Below are 21,892 nucleotides of genomic sequence, written 5' to 3'. Positions count from 1 at the left end.
ACATCCGATCCATGCGCCGACTGACGCAGACGCTGATTGCCGCCGCCGCCCTGTCGCTGGCGGCCCTGCCGGCCCTGGCCGAGACCATCCGCATCGGGGTGAGCACCGGTGCCCATGCCCAGATCATGGAGCAGGTGCGCGCCTTGGCCAAGCCGGCTGGCCTGGATATCCAGATCATCGAATTCACCGATTACGTCGTGCCCAATGCGGCTTTGGCCGCCGGTGATCTGGAGGCCAACTCCTTCCAGCATCAGCCCTATCTCGACAACCAGATCGCCGACCGCGGCTATGATCTGATCTCCGTCGGCAAGACCGTGACCGTCCCCCTTGGCCTGTACTCGCACAGGATCAAGGCGTTGACCGCCCTGCCCGACGGTGCCCGTGTCGCCATCCCCAACGATCCCACCAATGGCGGCCGCGCCCTGCTGCTGCTGGACAAGTTCGGGCTGCTGACGCTGCGGCCCGGGGCCGGGCTGACGGCGACGCCGCTGGACATCGCGGCCAATCCCAAGCGGCTGCGCATCATCGAGCTGGATGCGGCGCAGTTGCCGCGTGCGCTGGACGATGTCGATCTGGCGGCCATCAATGGCGACTACGCGCTGGAGGCGGGGCTGGTCCCCACCCGTGACGCCCTTGGTCGGGAAGATGCCAACAGCCCCTATGCCAACGTCATCGCCGTGCGTCCGGCCGACCGCGACGCGCCCTGGGTGAAGACGCTGCTGACCGTCTATCACAGCAATGCGGTGAAGACCTTTATTGAACAGACGTTCAAGGGCGCGCTGATTCCGGCCTGGTGAGGCGGCGGCTGCCGCCTCCCGGCGCGCACCCGTATCGTTATGGCGCCCTGACAGTGCGGTCCGATGCCAAGTGCCTGTGCTATGGTGGCGTCGCCCCGACCGTTGGAGGTAACCATAGCCGCGCAGGCAGACAAGATATTCAGCTGGACCGGCGAATTCGCCGACCGAGACCTGGAGGAGACCTATAGCCGCTCGGTCTGGCCTTCCGAGCGGCTGATGGCCAAGGTTTGTATCAGCGCCGCCTCGCTGACGAGTCTTGTGTTCATCCCGATGGATCTGGTCACCTTCGCCGGGGCTCCGGCGACGTTGTCCTATTTCCTGTCGGTGCGGGTGGCCATTGCCATCGGGTTTCTGCTTGGGCTGGCGGCGCTCAGCCGGTCCCGGTCGGCACGCAACGGTCTGGCCATCGCCCATCTGTATCTTGTCTTCTTCTTCGCGGCCAATGCCCTGGTGTTCGATCATCCCATGCTCTTGCGCCATGGTGGGGCCTTCTTTCCCCTGATCGCCGTGGCCTTGAACACCTGCCTGCCCGGCCCCTTCGTCCGCTCCCTGATTCTGACCGCCTATGGATCGGTCATCAGCCTGCTGTTCTGGGGCGTGTTGCGGCCGGAAGCGGAGGCGGCGGCCGATCTGATGATCATCGCCCTGCTGACGGCTGTGGCCTTCGTGGTCGGCGGCTTCATGCGTCAGGCCACCAACCGGCTGCGGCGCGAGCAGTTCCTGCATGTGCGGCGCGAACAGCAGATCAATCTCGATCTGGCCGAGGCCAAGCGGCGGGCCGAATTGACAGCCATGGCCAAGGCGGAGTTCCTGGCGCTGATGAGCCATGAGATCCGCACGCCGATGAATGCCGTCATGGGCATGGTCGGCCTGATGCGGCGCGATGCGCCTTCACCCGATCAGGCCCGGCGGCTTGCCATCATCCATGATGCCGGACGCCGTCTGGTGCAACTGCTGGACGATGCGCTGGATCTGGCCTGGATCGAGGCGCGTTCCGTCCGGCTGGTGGTGGAGCCGGTCGATCTGGCCGCGCTGGTGCGGGAGGTCGTCGGGCTGATGCAGCCGGAGGCCGAAGCCAAGGGCCTGCGGCTGCACAGCCGCATCGAGGGGCTGCATGCCGCCTATTATGCCGATGGGCTGCGCGTGCAGCAGGTGCTGACCAATCTCATCGGCAACGCCATCAAATATTCCAGCCACGGCATCATCGATATGCGGTTGCAGGCCGAACCGCTGGAGGCCGGGCGCGACCGGTTGCGTCTGAGCGTGGACGATCAGGGACCCGGCATCCCCGACAGCGTCAAGGACGAGATCTTCGAGCCCTTCCGCCGCTATGACCGGGTGGGCCGGCAGAGCGGGGCCGGCCTGGGTCTGGCCGTCGTTCGCCGGTTGGCCCAGGCCATGGGCGGCTCGGTCGGGGTCAGCGACCGGCCGGGGGGGGGTGCCAGCTTCCATGTCATCTTCCCCGCCGAACGGACGGCGCCGCCGGTGCGGACGGTGGAGGAACCGCTGCCTCCCCTGCCCCCCCTGACCATCCTGGTGGTTGAGGATGCGCCGGAAAACCAGGCGGTCCTGCGCGAACTGCTGGAACCCATGGGACACCGGCTGGTCACGGTGGATGACGGCGATGCTGTCTGTCCCATGCTGGCCCAGCACGGATTCGATCTGATCCTGATGGATATCCGCTTGTCCCGGGTGGACGGCGTCGAGGCGGCCCGGCGGGTCCGCAGCCTGCCGGACCTGCAGCAATCGATGATCCCCATCATCGCCGTCACCGCCAATGTCAGCCGCGACGACGAGGCCGTCTATCTGGCCGCCGGCATCGACGAGCTTGTGGCCAAGCCGGTCGAGCCGGCCCAGCTGATGGATGCCATGCGTCGTCATGCCCCCGCCTGTGCCGTGCCAATGGACGGGGTGCCGCCGGTGCCCGCCGGCGGACATGTGCCGGCCCGTACCCTGTTCTTCCAGGCCTGCCGCGATCAGCGGGCGGCGTTGGAGCGGGCGCTGTCCGCGGGGGACGATGCCCATATCCTGGCCATCGCCCACCGGCTGAAAGGATCGGCGGGAAGCTTCGGCTTCAGCGCCCTGGCCGCCGCGGCCATCCCCCTGGCGCACGAGGTTCCGGCCGATCCGGCCGAGCGGCAGCGTCTCGGCCTGGTGCTTCTGCATGAAATCGACGATGCCCTTTCCCGGCAGGACGCCTGAGGACCGCCCATGAGCACGACCATTCTCATCGTCGAAGATGCCGCGGAGATGATGGCGCTGATGGCCGGTGCTCTGACGGAGCACGGATTCGCCGTCATCCGGGCGCGCTCGGTCGTCGAGTTGCGGCAGCATCTGGTCTGGGCCCGGCCGGATCTGATCCTTCTGGACATCAACCTGCCCGATGGCGACGGGCTGGAGCTGGCCTGTAATCTGCGTCTGCGCGACCGGGCCGGGCTGATCTTCGTCACCGGCCGCGACGATGAGGCGGACCGCCTGCGGGGTCTGGAGCTGGGGGGCGACGATTACCTGACCAAGCCCATCAACGTGCGTGAGCTGGTGGCCCGCATCAACAATGTGCTGCGCCGCCGCCAGCCGGCGACGGCCACGCTGCGTCTGGATGGCTGGCTGCTGGACCCGATGCGGCGCGAGCTGTTCCGGCCGGATGGAACCCTGGTGACCCTGACCACGGGTGAATTCAACATTCTGGCGGCTCTGGCCGCGGTCCGGCCTCAGCCGCTGGGCCGCGACTTCCTGCTTGACGTCATCAGCAACCGTGACCCGCGCACGGTCAATCCCCATACCGTGGACACGCTGATCGGTCGATTGCGCCGGAAACTTCAGGACGAGCAGGGGCGCGGCCTTGTCATCAGCACCATCCGCGGCGCTGGCTACGCCCTGCCCCTGGCGGATGCGGGGGGAGACTGACCGGTGATCGGGTCTACGGGGTGCTGATGGCGGGGCCGGCCCCGCTTCCGGTCGCAGCGTCCGGCCCGGCTGAAAGGTGATTTCAACTATTCGGCGCCCGACGCAATGATGCTGTTGGCCTCTGGTAATATATAGGGCGGTGTGTCAGCATTTTGTCTGTGACGGATCTAATCTTTTTGACCCTAGCCCTAAGCATACGGTGCCGTTCGGCTCTCCGGTGCGGTATGCTCACAGACCTTGGCCGGGTCCGTTCTGGCGGTGTCGGGGCAAACAAACAGACATTTCGGGCACGATGAAGCATACGACCCTGGACGGCCTCGACATCGGCTATACAAAGATCGGGCCTACCGAGATCGAGCGGGTGTTGCTGCTGCATCGTCGATTTCTGCAAGGCCATATGGGGGGCATCCGCGCCTGCCTGAAGTTCCATGACCTGTCCCATGCCAATCTGGCCCAGGCCAACCTGGCCGGCGCCGATCTCACGGGGAGCAAGCTGCTCAGCGCCAATCTGGAGGGTGCCAATCTCCGCGGGGCCTGCCTGTTCGGGGCCGATCTGCGGCGGGCCAAGCTGGCGCGGGCCAATCTGGTGCGGGCCGATCTGCGGGGGGCGGCCATGCGGGGGGCCAGCATGGCGCGTGTGATCCTGACCGAGGCGGATCTGCGCGACGGCTTTCTCATGCGCAGCAAGAACGGCGAACTGGCCCCCATGGGGGTCAATCAGAACACCACGGAATTGTCCGAGGCCAGCATGGTCCGTGCCGATCTCAGCCGGGCCAAGCTGTCCAATGCCTTCGTTATCCAGGCCGATCTGCGCGACACGGATCTGCGCGGTGCCGTGTTCGTGCGCGCCGATCTCAGCGGGTCCGATCTGACCGGCTGCAATCTCGAAGGGGCGGATCTGTCCGACGCCAACCTGTCCGGCGCGCGCCTGGACGGCACCATTCTGACCCGCGCCCTTCTGCGCAACGCCAACCTGTCCTCGGCCAGCCTGCTGGGCGCCTTGCTGGACGAGGTCGATCTGTCCACGGCCAATCTTACCGGCGCCGATATTCTGCGCCGCCTTGACGGGGTCGAGGGGATCGTCGGCGCGACGCTGCGCCAGCACCGCGAATGGATTGTCAGCAATGGGCACAAGGGCGTCCGTGCCGACCTGACGGCGCTGGATCTCAGCGGCCAGGACCTGTCGAACCTGAATCTGTCGGCGGCGGTGCTGAAACAATCCTGTCTGCGCGGAGCCAATCTCAGCGGCACGGTCCTGGCCATGGCCGACCTGTCGATGGCGGATCTGCGTCAGGCCAGGATGGACGGTGTGGATCTGCGCGGCGCCTGTCTGGAACGCAGCATTCTGCACGATGCCCAGATCTGCAATGCCGTGGCCAGCCCCATGGAACTGCGCAACGGCCAGAGCTGGCCGACCAACTTCAGCAAGGCCCGGTTGATCCGTGCCAATCTCGCGGGGGCGGATCTGAGCGCCGCGCGCATGGAAGACAGCGACCTGACCCAGGCCAACCTGCAGAACTGCGTTCTGCGCCGCGCCATCCTGACCGATGCCGTGATGACCATGGCCGATCTGCGCGATGCCGACATGCATCAGGCCGATCTGCGCGGTGCCCGGGATGTTCTGCTGCCGACCGCGGGCGTGGCGTGATCCCTGCCCGCCTCAGGCCTATTCCAGATAGCCGTCGACTTCGGCCGCCGCGCGTTCCAGCGGCCAGTCCAGGCGGTCCATGATTTCGTCGATGGCGTCCTCCGGGGTCAGGGCCTGTCGGCCCACCCGTTCCAGGATTGCATCAAGAATTGCTTCCTCCTTGGGAGACGGGCGTCCGTAGGGGCGAAGAATATCGAGGATCTTGCTCATTCGTCCGGGCCAATTCCGACTGTTGGGTAAGAATAGCACACCAAACCCGGCAGATGGGTGTGCCAATGCGCCTTTCCGACTGGAATTTGATCGCATGCTCCGCCGTTCGCTCGGCGGCCCTGTCCTTCAAAGCCGCTTCTGCCGTATTGCCGGTTCCACAGCCCGATCCCGGGACGGGAAGGTGGCGCCGTCATCCGACGTCGGATATCCGCTGGTGCACACCGGTCGGCGGGGCCGTCAGCCCGGACCGACTCTGGCCGGCGGAATAATTCGATATCAAAGCAAAAGAATGCTGCGCAGGCCGGGGTCGCCTGCACCATCCGATCCGTGCTAAGCCCCCTCCCCTGTCCTTGCTATTTCCGAGGTGTGTGATGGTGGCCCTGCCCCTGACCTCTCTTCAGGCCGGTGAAACCCTGGGCGGCGTTCCCCTGCTGGTGCTGCACGGCCTGTTCGGGTCGGCCCGCAACTGGAACCAGCTGTTGAAGCGGTTCGGTGCCCGCCGCCCGGCCATGGCCCTGGATATGCGCAACCATGGCGAATCGCCCTGGGACTCAGCCATGGGCTATCCCGACATGGCGGCGGACCTGCTGCGCTTCATGGATGACCGCGGCATCGCCCGTGCCGATGTGTTGGGGCATTCCATGGGCGGCAAGGCGGCCATGACCCTGGCCCTGCTGCATCCCGACCGGGTCCGTCGGCTGGTGGTGGCAGACATCGCCCCGGTCACCTACGGCCACAGCCATGCCCCCTATGTCGCGGCCATGCGGGCGGCGCGGCTGGACGGTATCACCCGCCGGGCCGAGGTGGAGGCGCAGCTGGCCGATGCCGTGCCATCGCCGAGCATGCGCTCCTTCCTGGCCCAGAATCTGACCCTGGATCACGGCGCCTTCCGCTGGCGCCTCAATCTCGAAGCCATCGATGCGGCCATGGACACGCTGATCGGCTTTCCCGACCTGTCCGGCCGCAGCTTCGCCGGGTCTTCCCTGTTCGTCGGGGGCGGCCGTTCCGACTATCTGGCCCCGGAGACGGTGCCCGCCGTGCGCCGCTACTTCCCGGCGGCGCGGATCGAGATGATCCCCGATGCCGAGCACTGGCTGCATGTGGAGAAGCCGGACGCCTTCATGGCCGTGGTGGACGCCTTCCTCGACCAGCCGTAAGGCGGTGCTATCCGACGTCGGATAAAGGGCCGCGGGGACCATCCGACGTCGGATAGCGGCATCATCGCCACATAACGCCGTCTCTACGCATTGACGGCCCCGCGGCCGATCCGTAGTGTCGCGACGCAGTCCGGTGCCGTGTGGCCCGCCTTCCAGGGGCTCCCGCCGGGCACGGAGGATGGCGACAATGGGCGTGACAATCGCGATTGCCAACCAGAAGGGCGGTGTCGGCAAGACCACCACCGCCGTCAATCTGGCCACGGCCCTGGCCGATCTGGGACACAAGGTGCTGGTGGTGGATGCCGATCCTCAGGCCAGCGCCACCGCCGCTGTCGGACTGGATGCCTTCCAGTTCGAGCAGGACAAGGCCACGCTCTTCCATGTGCTGTTCCAGCAGACGCCGATCGCCAAGGCCATCGTGCATGTGGATGCCGCCCGCATCGATCTGCTGCCCTCCGGCATCTCCCTGGCCGAGGGGGAGATGCGCATCCGCAACGAGGCCGGCGGCGACATGGTGCTGAAGGAGGCGCTGCAGGATGTGCGCGACCTCTATGATTTCATCCTCATCGACACGCCGCCCAATCTGGGGCCGATGACGGCCAACGGGCTGGTGGCGGCGCAGCGGGTGCTGATTCCGGTGAAGACGGCGTTCCTGGACATGCTGGGCATTCCGCTGCTGCTGGAAACCGTGACCAAGCTGCAACGGCGGCTGAACCCGTCCTTGAAGGTGGTCGGCATCCTGCCGACCCTGCACGACCCCAAGCTTAAGGTGAATCGGCAGGTTCTGGACGAGTTGCAGGAGAAGCTGGGCGGCATGACCCGCATCTTCCCGCCGGTCCACCGCGCCACCGGCTTCGACCAGGCCTCCTACAATGGTGAGGTTGCGCTGAAGGTGCTGCCGCTGGACCATCCCGTCAACGCCTACCGCACCGTCGCCAAGGAACTGGCCCATGAAGCTTAAGCGACGCGACACCTTCGGCTCCGCCATCGAACGGGTGGCGCGCGATCCGTTGTTCGGCACCTCGGGCGATTTCCCGCGCCTGCTGGAGATTGATCTCGACAAGCTGGAGCCGCGGGCCGACCAGCCGCGGCGGCATTTCGACGAGGATGCGCTGCGGGAGCTGGCGGCCAGCATGGCCCGCGTGCGCCTGATCCATCCGATCCTGGTGCGGGAGGCGCAGGGGCGCGACGGCGTCTATGAGATCGTCTCGGGCGAACGCCGCTGGCGGGCCGCCCGCATGCTGGGCTGGGCCACCCTCTATGCCATCGTCACGACAGGCGATGTGGACGAGATCGGCCTGATCGAGAATCTGCAACGCCAGGATCTCACCGCCCTGGAAGAGGCGTCCGCCCTGCAACGTCTGCTCGACAAGCACGGCTATACCCAGGAGGAACTGGGGGCCGCCGTGGGCAAGAGCCAGGGGCAGGTCAGTGCGCTGCTGCGCCTGCTGACCCTGCATCCCCGCATCCGCGACGATTATCCGACGTCGGATAAGACGGTGTCCCGCTCCCTGCTGATCGAACTGGCCACCGTGGCTGATCCGGAGCGGCAGCTGGCCCTGTGGCAGCGGGCGCGGGAGGGTGCCCTGACGGTGCGTGCCATCCGCGAGGAAAAGGCCGGGCGGGCGCCGGCGCGGCCGGCCAAACCGGCGGCGGGGCTGTCTCCGGTCTTCCGCACGCTGGCCCGGACCATGACGTCGCTGGAGCCGTTGAAGGGCAAGGGTGGGACGCTGACGGCGGCCCAGCGCGACCAGTTGCAGGCGCTGCGCCAGCGGATCGACGAGATCCTGGGCTGAGTTATCCGACGTCGGATGAGCGGCCGCGCAGCCGGGCTTCCAGCCGGCTGAGCACAGCATCCAGTTCGGCGGTGGCCGCTTCCAGTGCCGCTTCGTCCAGCGGCGGCGCATCCAGCCGGGCCGGAACCGGAAGGCTGGTCATGTCCGGTTCCGCCGCCGTGGCCGGCGCGGCGCGGCGCCGGGCCGGCTGGCTCTGGCTGCGCAGGGGGGCCAGATCTGGCAGGCTGTAGACCTTGTGGGTGCCGCGCCCCGACAACTCCACCACCAGTCCCAGACTCTCCATTTTTTCCAATATCTTGGCGGCCCCGCGCGGGGAGCAGTAGGGGCCGTCGTCATCCACGGGGCGGTGCCCCTGGCGCGGGTCGCGGCCGCCCGACAGGAAGCGGGCCAGGCTCTCCGGATTGACCATGGGCACCAGGGCCAACAGATCCACCACCTGCGGCAGCCGCGAATGGCTGCGCGACTGCGCCATGGCCTGCCGCCGGGCCTGCCGCCACACCCGCTCCAGATCCAGCAGCAGGGTCAGGGCCTGATCGGCCTCGCGGGTGATGCAATGCAGGAAGATGCGCAGCCAGTCCGGCAGGGGCCGTGTCCAGTCGGCGCGGGCGCGCAGGCTGCCGGCGCCGACCACCAGCGGGCAGGGCACCCGCAGGGCGCCGCTGCGCGCCAGGAAGCCGGGCAGGGCGGCCCAGACCGATGGCCGGTCGCCGCCGGTCTCGATCCAGTGGCGCAGGCCCAGCCCGGCTGCCAGCAGCACCGGTCCGTCCTTGTGTGTCTGTTCCAGATGCGCCCGGGCCGCCGCCACGCCGTGGAGCAGCGGATCGGCGTCCGCATCCGGACCCGGTGTCTCGTCCAGAGTCAGGCTGTCGCGCAGCAGCAGGAACAGGCGCAGCGCATGGGCGGCGGCGCCCTGGTCGCGTTCGGCCTCTCCGTTGGCGAAGCTCAGCAGCGGGGCCGGGGCTTCCTGCCGCAGTCCCAGGGCCATGGCGGCCACGCGCCGGCTGTCGGGCCGCAGCCCGTCGGCTTCGGCCAGGGCCGTGGCCGCCGCCAGCGTGGCCCGGAACTGCCAGGCCGGGACCAGCGGGCTGCCCAGCAGCGCCCCATCCAGCCGCGCCAGCGCCGTTGCCGCCCGTTCCAGATCCGCAACGACCCGCAGGGGCAGCATGTCGGGCAGACGGGCAGGGGTATGCGCCATGGGGCAGGACACTTCCGGCGGGAATCGAGCCGCCGGAAAGTGTATCGCTGGTGAACCAAAAAGCAAACTCGGTTCACAATGGGAATGCCTGGGAGGGCGTCGGCCGTCCCGCCGCGGATCAGGCCACGGCGTCGGCCAGAATCCCGGTGATCCGGTCGAGATCCGCGGGCGTCAGCCAGGGGGAGTTGCCGACGCTCAGGCTGGTGTCCGCCAGCATCCGCGCCTGGGGGCAGGGGGCCGGCGCAACGATGTCGCGCAGGAAATCATAGCCGGCAAGGTCATGCACGAACAGGCGTGACACGCCCAGGCCGGCCCCCCACAGCCTGTCCAGGGCCCGGTCGCGGCTGGCGCGGTCGGGCAACCGCAGCAGCAGCGACGGCCAGACCCCGTCATCGCCCGGCCGGTCGGTGAAGACCGCAACACCCGGCACGGCCGCGAACCGCCCGGCGTTGCGGGCCGCCCTGGTCCGGCCATCGGCCAGGAAGGGGGCCAGCCGCGTCAAGGCCCGGCTGCCGACACGCTGGCGCCAGCGCCCCACCGCGTGCAGCGGGATCTCCCGTCCGAAGCGGTCGCCGGCTGCCGTTTCCGGATCCTGGTTGCGCAAGGCCCGGCGCACCCCGTCGCCATAGGCCAGGGCCAGCAGGCCGGGCCGGTAGAGGGCGGCATAGCCCGCCAGTTGCAGGCCCCGCACCATCTCCTGCCGCCAGTCGGGCCGCAGCAGCAATGTTGCCACCTCCCGCGCCAGCGCCCGCAGCGTCGCGTCGCGCACATGCAGCAGCCCGCCCTCATACAGGGTCAGGCCCTTGCCGACGGCCAGGCTGAACAGCCCGAAATCCCCCTGGGTGCCGACGGGGCCCGCCGGTGTGCGGGCGCCGAAGGCCTGGGCGGCGTCCTCGATGACCCAGGCGCCCACGGCCGCCGCGGCCTGCCGCGCGGCCGCCACATCGGCGATGCGGCCGGCCAGATGGGTCGGCACCACGGCCAGCGTGTCCGCGTCGCACAGATGGCGGAGCTGAACCGGGTCCATGTCCAGCCCCCGGGGGACGAGGTCGCAGGTCTGGACGCGCAGGCCGCACTGGGCGATGGCGATGGGCACCAGCGGGCAGGTGAAGCCGGGGATGATCACCGTCCGCCGCGGACTGGTCTGCTTCAGCGTCATCAGGGCCACGACCAGGGCCGCGGTTCCCGAGCAGGTCAGCAGCAATTCGTCGACACCGAGGAAACCGGCGGCGTCGCGGGCCAGCCGGGCCGGGCCGCCACCGGTCAGATCGCGCCAGGACAGCGGCAGGCCGGCGGTCGGCGGCAGTTCGCGCCTAAGCGGCATCATGGGGCGTCCGGGACTCGTCCAGGGCAAGACAGGCGATGCCGGACAGGATCAGACCCGCCCCCGCCACCTGAATCCACCCGACCGCTTCGCCGAACAGCAGCACGGCGAAGGGCATGACCAGGACCACCTCCAGATGGGAGGCGGCGAAGGCCGGTCCGACCGGGGCGTGCTTCAGCAGGCTGATCCAGGTGAAGAAGGCCCCGATATAGCCCAGCACCGCCAGATAGACGGCGGGTTCGGCCAGCACGCGCAGGACCCAGCCAAGGTCGGGCGACATCGGCAGGGCGGCCGTGGCTGCCGTCTTGAACGACAGCTGTGCCATGACGTCGAAGCCGGCCAGGCACAGGAACCCGATGATCGTGGATTTCCGCATCATGCACCGATCCCGACGACGCCCACACCGGCGGTCACCAGCAGGATGCCCAGCACGCGCAGCGGCGACAGCCGCTCGGCGAACAGGATGCGGCCGGCGATCATGATCAGGACGATATTGATGGAGCCCAGCAGCACGCCCTCGGACAGGGGCACCAGCGACAGGAAGGCAAGCCAGGCCAGGAACTCGATGACATAGGCGGCAAGGCCGAGCCAGACCCACGGTTTGCCGGCCATGGCCTTCCAGCGGGCAAGCCCGTCCCCGTCGGCGGCGGCCGCCGCCTTGAAGGCGAGCTGGCCGCCGGTGTCGCAGATGATGTTGATCAGCCAGAGGATGAGAACGGTACCCGTCATGGGGCGGACCTCATGGAGTGAAGACGAGGAACAGGCCGCTGGCCAGCTGGTCCCGCGTTCCGCCCTCGCGCACCAGCGGCGAGCGGGTGGCATCGCCGACCAGCCGGTTCCAGGAAGCGACCCCGCGCAGGGACCAGCGTCCCGTCAGGGACAGGGCCAGGCCGGCTTCGACACCCACCTGCTCGGTCCCGCCCGACGGGCGGAAGGGCGACAGCCCCGTGGCCGCCGCCTGCCGCTCGTTGACGCCGAACACGCGCTGCTGCAGCTGCTGATTGGTCGCCCGCAGCACCGGGCCGATCTGCAGGCCCTGCCGCGTGTCCGGGTCACCGAACGGCAGGGACAGGGTGGCCCGCGCCTCCAGCGTGGCGCCGCCGGTGGCGCTGTCGAGATCGGTCGTGGCCAGCAGCTCCAGCCCGAAGGGGCCGTCCTCCCAGCTGGCGAAGCCGCCCAGCTCGACGGCATCCCGATAGCCGCCGAGCCCCCGCAGCGGCACCGGCAGGGATCGTCCCGCCCGTCCCGCCCGGTAGCGGCTGATCATGCCCAGGGACAGGCCGTCGCCGGACAGCGGCGTGAAGCGGATGCCGTCCAGCGTATCCACCTCCACGCTCGATCCGATGCTGCCGCTGATATAGGGGAAGGCCCAGGCATCCACCGTCTTGGCGCCGGCATAGCGGGGGCCGGTCAGCCCGCCGGCCCCGTAGGACAGGTCCAGCACGGGGCCGGCGGACTCCGCCGCACGGGCCGGGCCGGCCGAGGGACATCCCAGGAGGAACAGGGCCGCCGCCGCGGCACCGGAAGCGGCCCGCACCGTCATGCCACCAGCATCTCCGACAGGGTCTCGCGGGCGGCGGCCAGCGTCTGATCGACATCCGCCTCCGTGTGGGCGAAGGAGACGAACAGGTTCTCGAAGGCGCCGGGATGGAACATCACGCCCCGGTTCAGCATGCCTTCCCACCAGCGGCGGAAGGCATTGTCGTCGGAATGGCGGACGGCATCGCGGTAATTGTGGATGGGATGGCGGGAGAACCAGAGCTGCAGCACCGGTCCGACGCCGACCACATGCGCCGGCGCACGCAGATCGTGGATGATCCGGGTCAGCCCCTCGCGCAGACGGTCGCTGACCGCGTGCAGCCGCTCATACATGCCGGGCTGGGCCAGGATGTCCAGCGTGGCGTTGGCGGCGGAAACGGCGATGCCGTTGGCGTTGTAGGTGCCGGCGATGGAGACCCGCCCCTGTTCCACCAGCGCCATGATATCGCGCCGGCCACCCATGGCGGCGACCGGGAAGCCGCCGCCCAGCCCCTTGGCGAAGACCGACAGGTCCGGTGTGATGCCGTAATAGCCCTGGGCGCCGCCCAGGGAAATGCGGAAGCCGGTGATGACCTCGTCCATGATCAGCAGCACGCCGTGCTTGCGTGTCAGGTCGCGCATGGCCTCCAGATAGCCCGGCTTGGGCAGGATGCAGCCGGTGTTGCACATGACCGGCTCGGTCAGCACGGCGGCGATGTTGTCGCCTTCACGCTCCAGCGTCTCGCGCAGGGCGTCGATATCGTTCCAGGGCAGGATGATCAGGCTCTGCTCGACGCCGGCCGGCATCCCGGGTCCCTGGGCCACGGGCTTCGGTGCGTTGTCCGGCCCGGCGAAGGCCAGATAGGGGTGCTTGCTCCAGTACACGCCGTCGGAGAAGCCGTGATACATGCCTTCGAAGCGGATCAGCTTCTGCCGCCCGGTGAAGGCGCGGGCCAGACGGACGGTGTAGAGCACGGCCTCCGTGCCGGTGTTGCACAGGCGCACGCGCTCCATGCTGGGTACCGCGGCGCTGATCTTGGCCGCCAGATCCAGCTCCTCGGCCGCCGGCAGGGCGAACACCGTTCCGCGTTGCTCGATGAAGTCGACCACCGCCTGGGTGACGGCGGCGGGACGGTGCCCCAGCAGCATGGGGCCGAGACCCAGCAGGTAGTCGATATACTCGTTGCCGTCCACATCGGTGACGCGGGAGCCGGTCCCATGGGAAATGAACAGCGGATGCGGGTCCCAGCCGGACCAGGTCGCCCGGGCCGTACTGTTGACGCCGCCCGGGATCAGGGTCTTGGCCTTCTCGAACAGGGCCGCGCTCTGGCGGTACCGGTTCGGCTGCTGATACTGCATGGTCATGGCGGAAAGCCTGTATGCAAGGGATGCGACACCACGGCGGGGCGGGGGGCTGCCGTCGCCGGGCTGCCCCTCCATCTGCACTCCCCATGCCAAGCCCGGGGCATCGCGGCCACGATCCGGCTGGAACCGGGGCGGAAGCCCTGCTGCGCCTAGGGGAACCGCGGCAGCGCCGGTGGCAGGCCGGTGGCCGCTCCTGTCCGCGCCGCCGCAGCCTGGGGGCTACAGGTTCGGGGGCGAGCTACAAAATTTGTAGATCGCCCCGCTCCACGATCCGGCGGCCGGACGGGAGCGATGCAGGGAAACGGGCGCTGTCCGGTGGATTATGGGGCCGGGCCGGTGCTGCTCCGCGGCTGGCACGCCGCTTGCGGATCAGCATCCAGGGCCGGGCCACATGGCCGGCGCCACCCTCCGACCGGATCAGCCCATGCGCATCTCTCCGCGGCTCTATATCGATTTCGACGGCACCATTTCCGTTGCCGACACCACCGACCTGTTGCTGGAGCAGTTCGCCGAACCGGGATGGGAGACGGTGGAACAGGCCTGGGCGCGGGGCGAGATCGGTTCGCGTGAATGCATGGCCCGGCAGGTGGGTCTGCTGCGGCTGACGCCGGAGGCGCTGGAGCAGTTCGCCGCCGGTCTGGCCATCGATCCCGGTTTCCCCGGCTTCATGCGGCTCTGCCGCGAGGAGGGGCTGGCGGTGACCATCCTCTCCGACGGTCTCGACCAGGTGGCGCGGATGGTGTTGCGGCGGCTGGGCCTGGACCTGCCGGTGCTGTCCAACCGGCTGACCTCGAGGGGGGAGGATCGCTGGCATCTCGATTTCCCCCATGCCCGGCAGGGCTGCAGGGCGGCGTCGGGCAATTGCAAATGCGCGTCGGTCGGCGGCGGCATCGGCCATCCCGCCACGGTTCTCATCGGGGATGGCCGCTCGGATTTCTGTGGCGCCGGGGTCGCCGACCACGTCTTCGCCAAAGGCAAGCTGGCGGTCCATTGCGCGGCCCATGGCATTGCCCACACGGCCTTCACCGGCTTTTCCGATCTGACGCCGGCCTTCCACACCTGGCTGGCGGAGATGTTCCCGGCGGCGGCGGACGGGCGGCAGGTGGCGTGAGGGACGGGTCATGGCGGCTCAACTCCGCTGTATCGCCGTCGATCTCGATGGCAGTGTGGCCGACCAGTCCGGTCTGCGCGCCCGGCTGACATCGGGACAGGCCATGCTGATCCCGGCCCGCGATCTCGCCCCCGCCCTGCGCATCGTCGCCAGCCGGTCGGCCCTGGCCGATCTGTCCGGGCGCATGGCCCGCATCGTGCCCGCCGGTCAGGGCGGAGCGCCGCTGATCTTCTACGGGTCCGGGGATTTCCACCATCTGGCGGCCCTTTTCATCGCCGCGGCCAAGGGACCCCTGACCATCCTGCATATCGACAACCATCCGGACTGGACCGGCTTTCCGGCCACCTGGAACTGTGGCGGCTGGGTCAACCGGGCCCTGGACCTGCCGGGCGTCGAGCGGGTGGTGACCATCGGTCCGGCCAGCGATGATTTCGTCCGGCCGCAACTGGCGTTCGCGAATCTCGATGCCATCCGCTCCGGCCGGCTGGAGGTGCATCCCTGGCGGGCGGCGCCCAGCCGCCTGTGGGGGCGTCCCGTCAACGGGCCGGGCTGCCGGACCAGGGCCTGTCACATCCACTGGGATTGTCTGGCCGGGCAGGACTGGGAGGCCTTCGCCGCGGCGCTGGACGCCCGTCTGCCGCCGACGCCGATCTGGGTGTCGCTGGACAAGGATGCGCTGGGGCCGGAGGAGGCGGTGACCAACTGGGACCAGGGCGGCCTGTGGCTGGATGCCGTGCTCTCCCTGGTCCGGCGTCTGGCCCGGCGGCGCCCGCTGCGCGGCATGGATGTCTGTGGCGACTATTCCGTCCCGGTCTACCGCGACCCCTTCCGCTGGTTCCTGTCCGCCACCGACCATCCCCGGCTGCCGCCGGTGGACCGCGCTGCGGCCGGTTCCATCAACGACCTGACCAACACGCGCATTCTGCACGCGGCCGATGCCATGGCCGCAGAAGGGCTTTGGCCGACATGACCGCTGACAAGACCATTTTCCTCGCCGGCAAGGGGGTGGAGGGCCGGCGCCTGGGCGTGCTGCTGGTGCATGGCCTGGGGGGGACGCCTGTCGAGATGGGGTCCCTGGCCCGCCGCCTGAACCGGGACGGGGCGACGGTGCTCTGCTGCCAGTTGCCGGGGCATGGTGCCACCGAGGCCGAGCTTGTCGCCAGCCGCTGGCAGGACTGGCTCGCCAGCCTGGACACGGCGCTGGTGCGGCTGGAGCAGACATGCGACCTGATCGTGGCCGGGGGCCTGTCCATGGGCGCCCTCCTGGCCGCCCGCCTTGCCGCCGGGCAGCCAGACCGGGTGCGTGGCCTGATGCTGCTGGCACCGACGCTCTGGTATGATGGCTGGTCGATCCCCTGGTACAGCTTCCTGCTGCGCCTGCTGATCAATACGCCCATCGGTCGCCGCTATCATTTCGTCGAGAAGGACCCCTACGGCGTCAAGGATAAGCGTATCCGCTCCATGGTGGCCCAGGCGCTGCACACGGCCGGGAACGACACGGCGGGCCTGATGTCCACGCCCTCATCGGCGATCCGGGAAATGTGGCGTCTGAGCGCCGATCTGCGGCCGCGCCTGCCGGCTATCCGGCAGCCGGCCCTGGTGGTCCATGCCCGGGAGGATGACACGGCGGGACTGTCGAACGCCTTCCATTTCCAGAGGCATCTGGGCGGGCGTGTCGATGCCCTGATCCTGGAGGATTCCTATCACCTGGTCACGGTGGACCGGCAGCGTGATCTGGTGGCGCGTCGGGCCTCGACGTTCCTGTCGGCGCTGGCCGCGGCGGAGACGGCGGCCCTGGGCCGGGGAACGCCGGTCAAGGCGGTGGCCAATGTCGGCTGAACCCGGGCTGCGGGCCGAGATCCTGCCGGATATTGCCGGGATACCGGCGGCGCAATGGACGGCCTGCTTCCCGCAGGAGGCCGAAGGCTGGGCCTATTACCGTGCGGTCGGCGGCCGCTTCGCCGTGGTCCGTGACGCCGGCGGGCTTGCGATGGCGGCCCCGCTGTTCACCATGGAATACCGGCTCGACACGCCGTTCCAGGGAGCGGCCACGGCTGCCGTGCAGGCCGTGGCGCGCCGGTTGCCGGGCCTGTTCACCTGGCGCCTGCTGGGGGTCGGCTCGGCCCTGGCCGAGCGCTGCCATGTGGCGGTGCGGCCGGGGCTGGATGCCGCGGCCCGTGACCGGGTCCTGGATGCCTTCCTGGCCCTGCTGGAGGCGGAGGCGGCCGCCACCCGGGCGCGGCTGCTGGCGTTCAAGGACCTGGCCGCGCCTGAGAACACGCCGCTGGCGGCGGCGCTGTCGGCCAGGGGCTATGTCGGTCTGCGCAGCCTGCCGGTGGCTGTGCTGGACCTGACCGGACAGGACGAGGGGGCCTATCTGGCCAGCCTGTCGGCCGGGACCCGCAAGGACCTGCGGCGCAAGCTGAAGGCCCGTGCCGCCCTCCGCATCGAGCATCGCGACCGCATCGACGATGTGGCCGACCGGATCGAGGCGCTCTATGCCAGCACCCGCGATCACAGCGCCGTGCGCTACGGTGATTTCGAGGATCTGCCGGAGGGCTATTTCCGGGCCGTGGCCGCGGCACTGGACGGCCGCGCCCGCTTTGTCCTCTACTGGATCGGTGGTGAGCTGGCGGCCTTCAACCTGCTGTTCCTGGAGCCGGACCGGATCATCGACAAGTTCCTGGGCATGGCCTATCCCTTGGGGCCGGAGCACAATATCTATGCCGTCAGCTGGATGGAAAATGTCCGTTTCGCCCTGCAGACGGGGCGCCGTCTGCTGCAATCGGGGCAGACCGCCTACGCCTCCAAAATGCGGTTCGGGAGCAGCCTGATGCCGTCCGGCATCTTCGTCCGCAGCCGTCTGCGTCTGCTGAACCCGGTGCTGCGCGCCGCGGCGCCATGGCTGCATTTCGATCGCTGGGACCCGGATCTGGGGCCGGCACGGGACCGGTCAGCATGACGGATCGGTCTTCGGGTGCCGTGCGTCCGTCCCTGTGGTCGGCCCTGTCCTCCGTCCTGCGGACCATGACGCTGCGCTGGCAACTGGTGCTGGCCTTCCTGCTGGTCAGTGCCGTCCCGGTCCTCGTGGCCAGCCTCATCGCCGCGAACATCATTGCCGAAGCCTTCGCCGACAATGTGGAACTGTGGCTGCAGGACGCTGCCCAGTTCGCCGGCCAGATGGTCCCCTATGACGAGGAGGAGGCGCAACAGGCGGCCGGCATCATCGCCAATACCCTTGCCATTGAATCGCGGGAACCGGACGAGGTTCTGCTGACGTTGCCCGCCGACCTGCTGAAATCCGTCGGCTACGAGGTCATGGCGGTCTATACCGCCGATGGCCGGCTCCTGTTCGCCCAGGGGGCGCTGGAGGATACGTCGTGGCTTCCCCGCAGCCAGGACAGCGGCTTCTACACCACCACCCATGAAGGCGAGCAGATCCTGCTGCTGGGCGCCTCGCGCATGTTCCGCCGCGGGGACAGCAAGTACTTCGTCTTCGTGGCCGATCGCTGGGACGGGCCGGTGGAGCAGGTGTCCGGGGCCGTGCCATCGTTGCAGATGAGCATTCTTGCCCCCGGCGAATGGTCGCGGCTTCCGCCGGGGGTCATTGACCGCTTGTCGGCGGGTGAGCCGGCGACATTGGCCAAGAGCGACGCGAACGACTCCATCGATACGGCCTTTGCCGCCCTGCGCAACCGCGACGGACGGCTTGTCGGCGTCATCGCCTGCCATCTGGGCCGGCCCTTTTCGCTGATGTCCCTCTTGCGGACCCTGCCGCTGTTCCTGCCGCTGTCGGCGGCGGCCGGCCTCTTCTCGCTGCTGGTGGCGCTGTCCGTGTCGAAGGTCATTTCCCGGCCCCTGGCCAAGCTGTCCAAGGGGCTCCGGCAGGTCCACGAGGGGGATTACGCGGCGCGGGTCGATGTGGATGGCGGGCGGGAACTGTCCGAACTGGCCGCCGGTTTCAACGAGATGGCGGAACGTCTGGAGGTCCTGCGGGCCCGGGAAACCGAGGTCCGGCGGCGCCAGCAGCTGGCCATTCTGGGCGAGGCCGCGGCTGTGCTGGCGCATGAGATCCGCAATCCGCTGGGCATCATCAAGACCTCAAGCCAGGTTCTGCGCCTGAAGGCGCAATTGCCGGACAGTGCCGACCGCCTGGTGGGATTCGTGTTGGACGAGGTGGGCCGCATCGACAATCTGGTGCATGACCTGCTCGATTTCGCCCGGCCCCGCACCATGTCCCGCCGGCCGGTGGATGTGGGGGCGGTGCTGGCGGATGTGCTGGACCGGGCCACGCCGGACCTGACCGCCCACGGCATTGTCGTGGAGCTGGTGCGTCCATCCGGCCCGGCCGAGGTGGAGGGCGATGCCGAGCAGCTGCGCCAGTGCCTCCTCAATCTGGTCCTCAACGCCATGGATGCCATGCCGGGGGGCGGCACGCTGTCGACGAAGGTGGAGCAGGACGGCGCAGGAATTTCCGTCTGCGTGCGTGATAGTGGAATGGGCATCCCGGATGAGATCCGCGAGCGGCTGTTCGAGCCGTTCGTGACGTCCAAGCCACGGGGGACCGGGTTGGGCCTCGCGCGTGTCCGCTATGTGGTCGAACAGCATGGCGGCAGCATCGACGTCGAAACCGGCCACGGCCAGGGGACCCTGTTCTTGATCCGGTTTCCGGCGCGCAAGGTGACCGGAGGAGGGGCGGTATGATCCTGGTGGTGGATGACGAGGTCCGGCTTGGCGAGGTGGTCGCCGCCGCCCTGGAGGCACGGGGCTTCCCCAGCCATTTCGTCGACAGCGTGCCGGCGGCCCTGGCCTGGATGGATGCGAACCCCGTCAGCCTGGTGCTGACCGATCTGCGCATGCCCGGTGCCGGCGGGCGTGAGCTGCTGGCCCTGCTGTCGGCCGCCCGGCCGGAGGTCCCGGTCGTCATCATGACCGCCTATGCCAGCGTGCGCGATGCCGTGGCCCTGATCCAGGAGGGGGCCTTCGATTACATCTCGAAGCCGTTCGAGATCGAGGATGTCATCGCCACCGTCGGCCGCGCCCTGAAACTGCGGGAGACCGAGGCGGAAAACCTGCGGCTGCGTGAAGAGCTGCGGGCCAAGTATGATTTCGCCAGTCTGGTCGGCACCAGCGCCTCCTTCCAGCAGGTGCTGCGCCAGATCACCGAGGTCTGCGCCAGCCGTGCCACCGTGCTGCTGCACGGCGAGAGCGGCACCGGCAAAGAACTGGTGGCGCGGGCCATCCACGACAACAGTCCCCGCCGCAACAAGCCCTTCGTGGCGGTCAACTGCGCCGCCATTCCCGAGAGCCTGATCGAGGCCGAGCTGTTCGGCCATGTGAAGGGGGCCTTCACCGGGGCCACGGCCACACGGGAAGGGCGCTTCGCCGCCGCCAATGGCGGCACCCTGTTCCTGGACGAGATCGGCGACATGCCGCTGCCGCTGCAGGCCAAGCTGCTGCGCGCCATCCAGGAACAGACCTTCGAGATGGTGGGCAGCACCAGACCGGTGACCGTGGATGTGCGGTTCATCGCCGCCAGCCACCGCGATCTGCGGGCCGCGGTGGAGAACCGGAGTTTCCGGGAGGATCTCTATTACCGGCTGAACGTCTTTCCCATCCAGGTGCCGGCCCTGCGCAACCGCGAGGGCGATCTGGACCTGCTGGCGGAGCATTTCCTGGCCAAGCATGCGCGGTCCATGGGCAAGCGCCTGTCCGGGTTCAGCAAGGCGGCGGCGGCGGCCATGGGTGCCTATCACTGGCCCGGCAATATCCGCGAATTGCAGAACTGCGTGGAACGGGCGGTGATCGTGGCCCAGGGGGACCTGGTCGATGTCGCCGACCTGCCCCCCTATCTCTTCGAGGACCGTCCGCGCATGGCGCCGGCGCAGACCGCCCTGCCCGACGATCTCGATGCGGAGCTGGAACGGTACGAGCGCGAGATCCTGACGGCGGCCCTGCGGGAGACGGGGGGCGTGCAGGCGCGGGCCGCCGAGCTTCTGGGCATCACCGAGCGCAGCCTGTGGCACCGGGTGAAGAAGCTGGGCATCCGCATCGCCCGCGTGGCCTCCTGAGGCCGTTGCTCATGGGGCGGGCGGCAGCTCGTCCGCGGACCCGCCCAGTTCCTTCTTGAAGCTGCGCACGCCTTTGGCGACATCGCCCATGACCTGGGGCAGCTTGCCGGCGCCGAACAGCAGGACAACGATCAGCAGGATGATGACGGCCTGCCAGATGCCGATGGCCATGATGGACTCCTTGTGCAGGGCGCCGGCTGCGCCGGGCCGGGTGGAGAGAAGGGACGGTCATCATTCCCGGATGGTGGCATGGGACCCCGGGTTGTGCCGCTGCAGGCCGGGGCCGTTCACCGGTGACGATGAACGGCCGATGGTGTTCAGAGGCCGGCGTTCTGGAACAGCTTGTCCATCCGTTCCTTGGCCTTGGGCGGCAGCTTGGTGGCCTTGGCCTCGGTCAGGTTGGCCTTGCCGTCGCCAACGACGATCAGCGCCACCATGCCCATGGGATAGTGCGGCTTGCAGTCTACGCCATAGACGCCCGCCTCGGTCACGGTCAGCGTGTAGCCCTGGTTGATGTCGGAGGCGAAGGGCTGCACACCGGCCGGCAGCATGCCGGCGATGGACTGCACATTGTGGCCCTTGTCGCTGACGACGAAGGTCACGGTGTCGCCGGGTGCCGCCTTCACCAGGGCCGGCTCGAACACCATCATGCCGTCGCTGCCGCGGTTCAGCAGCTTGACCTCATGCTGGGCCGCCTGGGCCGACCCGCCCGCCAGCAGGGCGGCAACGGTCAGGGCGGGGGCGAGGATGGCGGTCAGGATACGCATCGGATAACCTCTCGGAACGGATGGAA

22 protein-coding genes are annotated in these 21,892 nt (G+C 68.7%); 13 read left to right on the top strand and 9 right to left on the bottom strand.

From position 1 onward, the window contains the following. Window positions 1-11: 11 nt before the first annotated feature. From DK368_RS11750 to DK368_RS11735, 4 genes are all read left to right on the top strand, one after another. On the top strand, window positions 12-797 hold the full coding sequence (locus tag DK368_RS11750) for a MetQ/NlpA family ABC transporter substrate-binding protein (RefSeq protein ID WP_114394137.1): 786 nt from the start codon (window positions 12-14) through the stop codon (window positions 795-797). Window positions 798-1,013: 216 nt separating this feature from the next. Beyond that, window positions 1,014-2,999 carry an ATP-binding protein gene (locus DK368_RS11745; RefSeq protein WP_162306004.1) on the top strand — a complete coding sequence of 662 codons (1,986 nt, stop codon included), beginning with the start codon at window positions 1,014-1,016 and terminating at the stop codon, window positions 2,997-2,999. 9 nt (window positions 3,000-3,008) lie between these two features. Next, window positions 3,009-3,704: a response regulator transcription factor gene (locus tag DK368_RS11740; RefSeq protein WP_114394135.1), complete on the top strand. Its 696-nt coding sequence runs from the start codon at window positions 3,009-3,011 to the stop codon at window positions 3,702-3,704. Window positions 3,705-3,996: 292 nt separating this feature from the next. Next, entirely contained in the window at window positions 3,997-5,352 is a 1,356-nt protein-coding gene (locus DK368_RS11735) for a pentapeptide repeat-containing protein (RefSeq protein ID WP_114394134.1), read from the top strand. 18 nt (window positions 5,353-5,370) lie between these two features. Here DK368_RS11735 and DK368_RS21405 read toward each other — a convergent pair whose 3' ends face one another. Next, entirely contained in the window at window positions 5,371-5,562 is a 192-nt protein-coding gene (locus DK368_RS21405) for a hypothetical protein (protein ID WP_155524559.1), read from the bottom strand. Between the two features lie 371 nt (window positions 5,563-5,933). Between DK368_RS21405 and DK368_RS11730 the strand changes: the two genes are divergently transcribed. The 3 genes from DK368_RS11730 to DK368_RS11720 all read left to right on the top strand — a co-directional run bounded on the left by DK368_RS11730 (window position 5,934) and on the right by DK368_RS11720 (window position 8,515). Next, complete coding sequence (locus DK368_RS11730) at window positions 5,934-6,719, top strand: alpha/beta fold hydrolase (protein ID WP_114394133.1); 786 nt, start codon at window positions 5,934-5,936, stop codon at window positions 6,717-6,719. Between the two features lie 187 nt (window positions 6,720-6,906). Next, entirely contained in the window at window positions 6,907-7,680 is a 774-nt protein-coding gene (locus DK368_RS11725; RefSeq protein WP_162306003.1) for a ParA family protein, read from the top strand. Continuing rightward, entirely contained in the window at window positions 7,670-8,515 is an 846-nt protein-coding gene (locus tag DK368_RS11720; RefSeq protein WP_114394131.1) for a ParB/RepB/Spo0J family partition protein, read from the top strand. Before DK368_RS11725 ends, DK368_RS11720 begins: the two co-directional genes overlap by 11 nt. A 1-nt stretch (window position 8,516) precedes the next feature. Here DK368_RS11720 and DK368_RS11715 read toward each other — a convergent pair whose 3' ends face one another. The 6 genes from DK368_RS11715 to DK368_RS11690 form a co-directional block, all read right to left on the bottom strand. After that, window positions 8,517-9,710: a hypothetical protein gene (locus tag DK368_RS11715; protein ID WP_114394130.1), complete on the bottom strand. Its 1,194-nt coding sequence runs from the start codon at window positions 9,708-9,710 to the stop codon at window positions 8,517-8,519. Between the two features lie 118 nt (window positions 9,711-9,828). Next, a complete protein-coding gene (locus tag DK368_RS11710) occupies window positions 9,829-11,037 on the bottom strand; it encodes a DegT/DnrJ/EryC1/StrS family aminotransferase (protein WP_114394129.1) in 1,209 nt (402 codons plus the stop codon). Further along, window positions 11,024-11,413, bottom strand: coding sequence for a DMT family transporter (locus DK368_RS11705; protein WP_240002463.1), 390 nt, complete (start codon window positions 11,411-11,413; stop codon window positions 11,024-11,026). The genes DK368_RS11710 and DK368_RS11705 overlap by 14 nt, the downstream gene beginning before the upstream one ends. Beyond that, window positions 11,410-11,763: an EamA family transporter gene (locus DK368_RS11700; protein ID WP_114394128.1), complete on the bottom strand. Its 354-nt coding sequence runs from the start codon at window positions 11,761-11,763 to the stop codon at window positions 11,410-11,412. Before DK368_RS11700 ends, DK368_RS11705 begins: the two co-directional genes overlap by 4 nt. 10 nt (window positions 11,764-11,773) lie before the next feature. Then, window positions 11,774-12,577, bottom strand: a complete 804-nt coding sequence (locus tag DK368_RS11695; protein WP_114394127.1) for a MipA/OmpV family protein — start codon at window positions 12,575-12,577, stop codon at window positions 11,774-11,776. Continuing rightward, window positions 12,574-13,917 carry an aspartate aminotransferase family protein gene (locus tag DK368_RS11690; protein WP_114394126.1) on the bottom strand — a complete coding sequence of 448 codons (1,344 nt, stop codon included), beginning with the start codon at window positions 13,915-13,917 and terminating at the stop codon, window positions 12,574-12,576. Before DK368_RS11690 ends, DK368_RS11695 begins: the two co-directional genes overlap by 4 nt. A gap of 424 nt (window positions 13,918-14,341) precedes the next feature. On the opposite strand from DK368_RS11690, the gene DK368_RS11685 reads away from it, so the two are divergent. The 6 genes from DK368_RS11685 to DK368_RS11660 are packed head-to-tail and all read left to right on the top strand — an operon-like array spanning window position 14,342 to window position 21,099. After that, the gene (locus DK368_RS11685; protein ID WP_240002462.1) at window positions 14,342-15,028 is read left to right on the top strand and encodes an HAD-IB family phosphatase; all 687 of its coding nucleotides are present in this window, start codon (window positions 14,342-14,344) and stop codon (window positions 15,026-15,028) included. A 10-nt stretch (window positions 15,029-15,038) separates the two neighbouring features. Then, window positions 15,039-15,998: a hypothetical protein gene (locus tag DK368_RS11680; protein ID WP_114394124.1), complete on the top strand. Its 960-nt coding sequence runs from the start codon at window positions 15,039-15,041 to the stop codon at window positions 15,996-15,998. Further along, window positions 15,995-16,867, top strand: a complete 873-nt coding sequence (locus DK368_RS11675) for an alpha/beta hydrolase (RefSeq protein WP_114394209.1) — start codon at window positions 15,995-15,997, stop codon at window positions 16,865-16,867. The genes DK368_RS11680 and DK368_RS11675 overlap by 4 nt, the downstream gene beginning before the upstream one ends. Then, window positions 16,857-17,990: a GNAT family N-acetyltransferase gene (locus DK368_RS11670; RefSeq protein WP_114394123.1), complete on the top strand. Its 1,134-nt coding sequence runs from the start codon at window positions 16,857-16,859 to the stop codon at window positions 17,988-17,990. The genes DK368_RS11675 and DK368_RS11670 overlap by 11 nt, the downstream gene beginning before the upstream one ends. Further along, window positions 17,987-19,732: a sensor histidine kinase gene (locus DK368_RS11665; RefSeq protein WP_162306002.1), complete on the top strand. Its 1,746-nt coding sequence runs from the start codon at window positions 17,987-17,989 to the stop codon at window positions 19,730-19,732. The genes DK368_RS11670 and DK368_RS11665 overlap by 4 nt, the downstream gene beginning before the upstream one ends. Continuing rightward, complete coding sequence (locus DK368_RS11660) at window positions 19,729-21,099, top strand: sigma-54-dependent transcriptional regulator (RefSeq protein WP_114394121.1); 1,371 nt, start codon at window positions 19,729-19,731, stop codon at window positions 21,097-21,099. The genes DK368_RS11665 and DK368_RS11660 overlap by 4 nt, the downstream gene beginning before the upstream one ends. 9 nt (window positions 21,100-21,108) lie before the next feature. On the opposite strand, the gene tatA is transcribed toward DK368_RS11660, so the two are convergent. Together tatA and DK368_RS11650 are read right to left on the bottom strand one after the other, a co-directional pair. Next, window positions 21,109-21,270 (bottom strand): twin-arginine translocase TatA/TatE family subunit, encoded by a 162-nt coding sequence (gene tatA, locus DK368_RS11655; protein WP_114394120.1) that lies wholly within the window; start codon window positions 21,268-21,270, stop codon window positions 21,109-21,111. 146 nt (window positions 21,271-21,416) lie between these two features. Further along, the gene (locus DK368_RS11650; protein ID WP_114394119.1) at window positions 21,417-21,866 is read right to left on the bottom strand and encodes a pseudoazurin; all 450 of its coding nucleotides are present in this window, start codon (window positions 21,864-21,866) and stop codon (window positions 21,417-21,419) included. Window positions 21,867-21,892: the final 26 nt, after the last annotated feature.

Source organism: Oleisolibacter albus, assembly GCF_003336875.1.
In the GTDB taxonomy this organism is placed as follows: domain Bacteria; phylum Pseudomonadota; class Alphaproteobacteria; order Azospirillales; family Azospirillaceae; genus Niveispirillum; species Niveispirillum album.
Note: the sequence above shows the minus strand (reverse complement) of the source record. Positions and strands in the feature narration are given on the sequence as shown.

Excerpts from the sequence above, each read along its gene's own strand:
- DK368_RS11750 (WP_114394137.1), top strand. The coding sequence starts at position 12 with ATGCGCCGACTGACGCAGACGCTGATTGCCGCCGCCGCCCTGTCGCTG.
- DK368_RS11745 (WP_162306004.1), top strand. The coding sequence starts at position 1,014 with ATGGCCAAGGTTTGTATCAGCGCCGCCTCGCTGACGAGTCTTGTGTTC.
- DK368_RS11740 (WP_114394135.1), top strand. The coding sequence starts at position 3,009 with ATGAGCACGACCATTCTCATCGTCGAAGATGCCGCGGAGATGATGGCG.
- DK368_RS11735 (WP_114394134.1), top strand. The coding sequence starts at position 3,997 with ATGAAGCATACGACCCTGGACGGCCTCGACATCGGCTATACAAAGATC.
- DK368_RS21405 (WP_155524559.1), bottom strand. The coding sequence starts at position 5,562 with ATGAGCAAGATCCTCGATATTCTTCGCCCCTACGGACGCCCGTCTCCC.
- DK368_RS11730 (WP_114394133.1), top strand. The coding sequence starts at position 5,934 with ATGGTGGCCCTGCCCCTGACCTCTCTTCAGGCCGGTGAAACCCTGGGC.
- DK368_RS11725 (WP_162306003.1), top strand. The coding sequence starts at position 6,907 with ATGGGCGTGACAATCGCGATTGCCAACCAGAAGGGCGGTGTCGGCAAG.
- DK368_RS11720 (WP_114394131.1), top strand. The coding sequence starts at position 7,670 with ATGAAGCTTAAGCGACGCGACACCTTCGGCTCCGCCATCGAACGGGTG.
- DK368_RS11715 (WP_114394130.1), bottom strand. The coding sequence starts at position 9,710 with ATGGCGCATACCCCTGCCCGTCTGCCCGACATGCTGCCCCTGCGGGTC.
- DK368_RS11710 (WP_114394129.1), bottom strand. The coding sequence starts at position 11,037 with ATGATGCCGCTTAGGCGCGAACTGCCGCCGACCGCCGGCCTGCCGCTG.
- DK368_RS11705 (WP_240002463.1), bottom strand. The coding sequence starts at position 11,413 with ATGATGCGGAAATCCACGATCATCGGGTTCCTGTGCCTGGCCGGCTTC.
- DK368_RS11700 (WP_114394128.1), bottom strand. The coding sequence starts at position 11,763 with ATGACGGGTACCGTTCTCATCCTCTGGCTGATCAACATCATCTGCGAC.
- DK368_RS11695 (WP_114394127.1), bottom strand. The coding sequence starts at position 12,577 with ATGACGGTGCGGGCCGCTTCCGGTGCCGCGGCGGCGGCCCTGTTCCTC.
- DK368_RS11690 (WP_114394126.1), bottom strand. The coding sequence starts at position 13,917 with ATGACCATGCAGTATCAGCAGCCGAACCGGTACCGCCAGAGCGCGGCC.
- DK368_RS11685 (WP_240002462.1), top strand. The coding sequence starts at position 14,342 with ATGCGCATCTCTCCGCGGCTCTATATCGATTTCGACGGCACCATTTCC.
- DK368_RS11680 (WP_114394124.1), top strand. The coding sequence starts at position 15,039 with ATGGCGGCTCAACTCCGCTGTATCGCCGTCGATCTCGATGGCAGTGTG.
- DK368_RS11675 (WP_114394209.1), top strand. The coding sequence starts at position 15,995 with ATGACCGCTGACAAGACCATTTTCCTCGCCGGCAAGGGGGTGGAGGGC.
- DK368_RS11670 (WP_114394123.1), top strand. The coding sequence starts at position 16,857 with ATGTCGGCTGAACCCGGGCTGCGGGCCGAGATCCTGCCGGATATTGCC.
- DK368_RS11665 (WP_162306002.1), top strand. The coding sequence starts at position 17,987 with ATGACGGATCGGTCTTCGGGTGCCGTGCGTCCGTCCCTGTGGTCGGCC.
- DK368_RS11660 (WP_114394121.1), top strand. The coding sequence starts at position 19,729 with ATGATCCTGGTGGTGGATGACGAGGTCCGGCTTGGCGAGGTGGTCGCC.
- tatA (WP_114394120.1), bottom strand. The coding sequence starts at position 21,270 with ATGGCCATCGGCATCTGGCAGGCCGTCATCATCCTGCTGATCGTTGTC.
- DK368_RS11650 (WP_114394119.1), bottom strand. The coding sequence starts at position 21,866 with ATGCGTATCCTGACCGCCATCCTCGCCCCCGCCCTGACCGTTGCCGCC.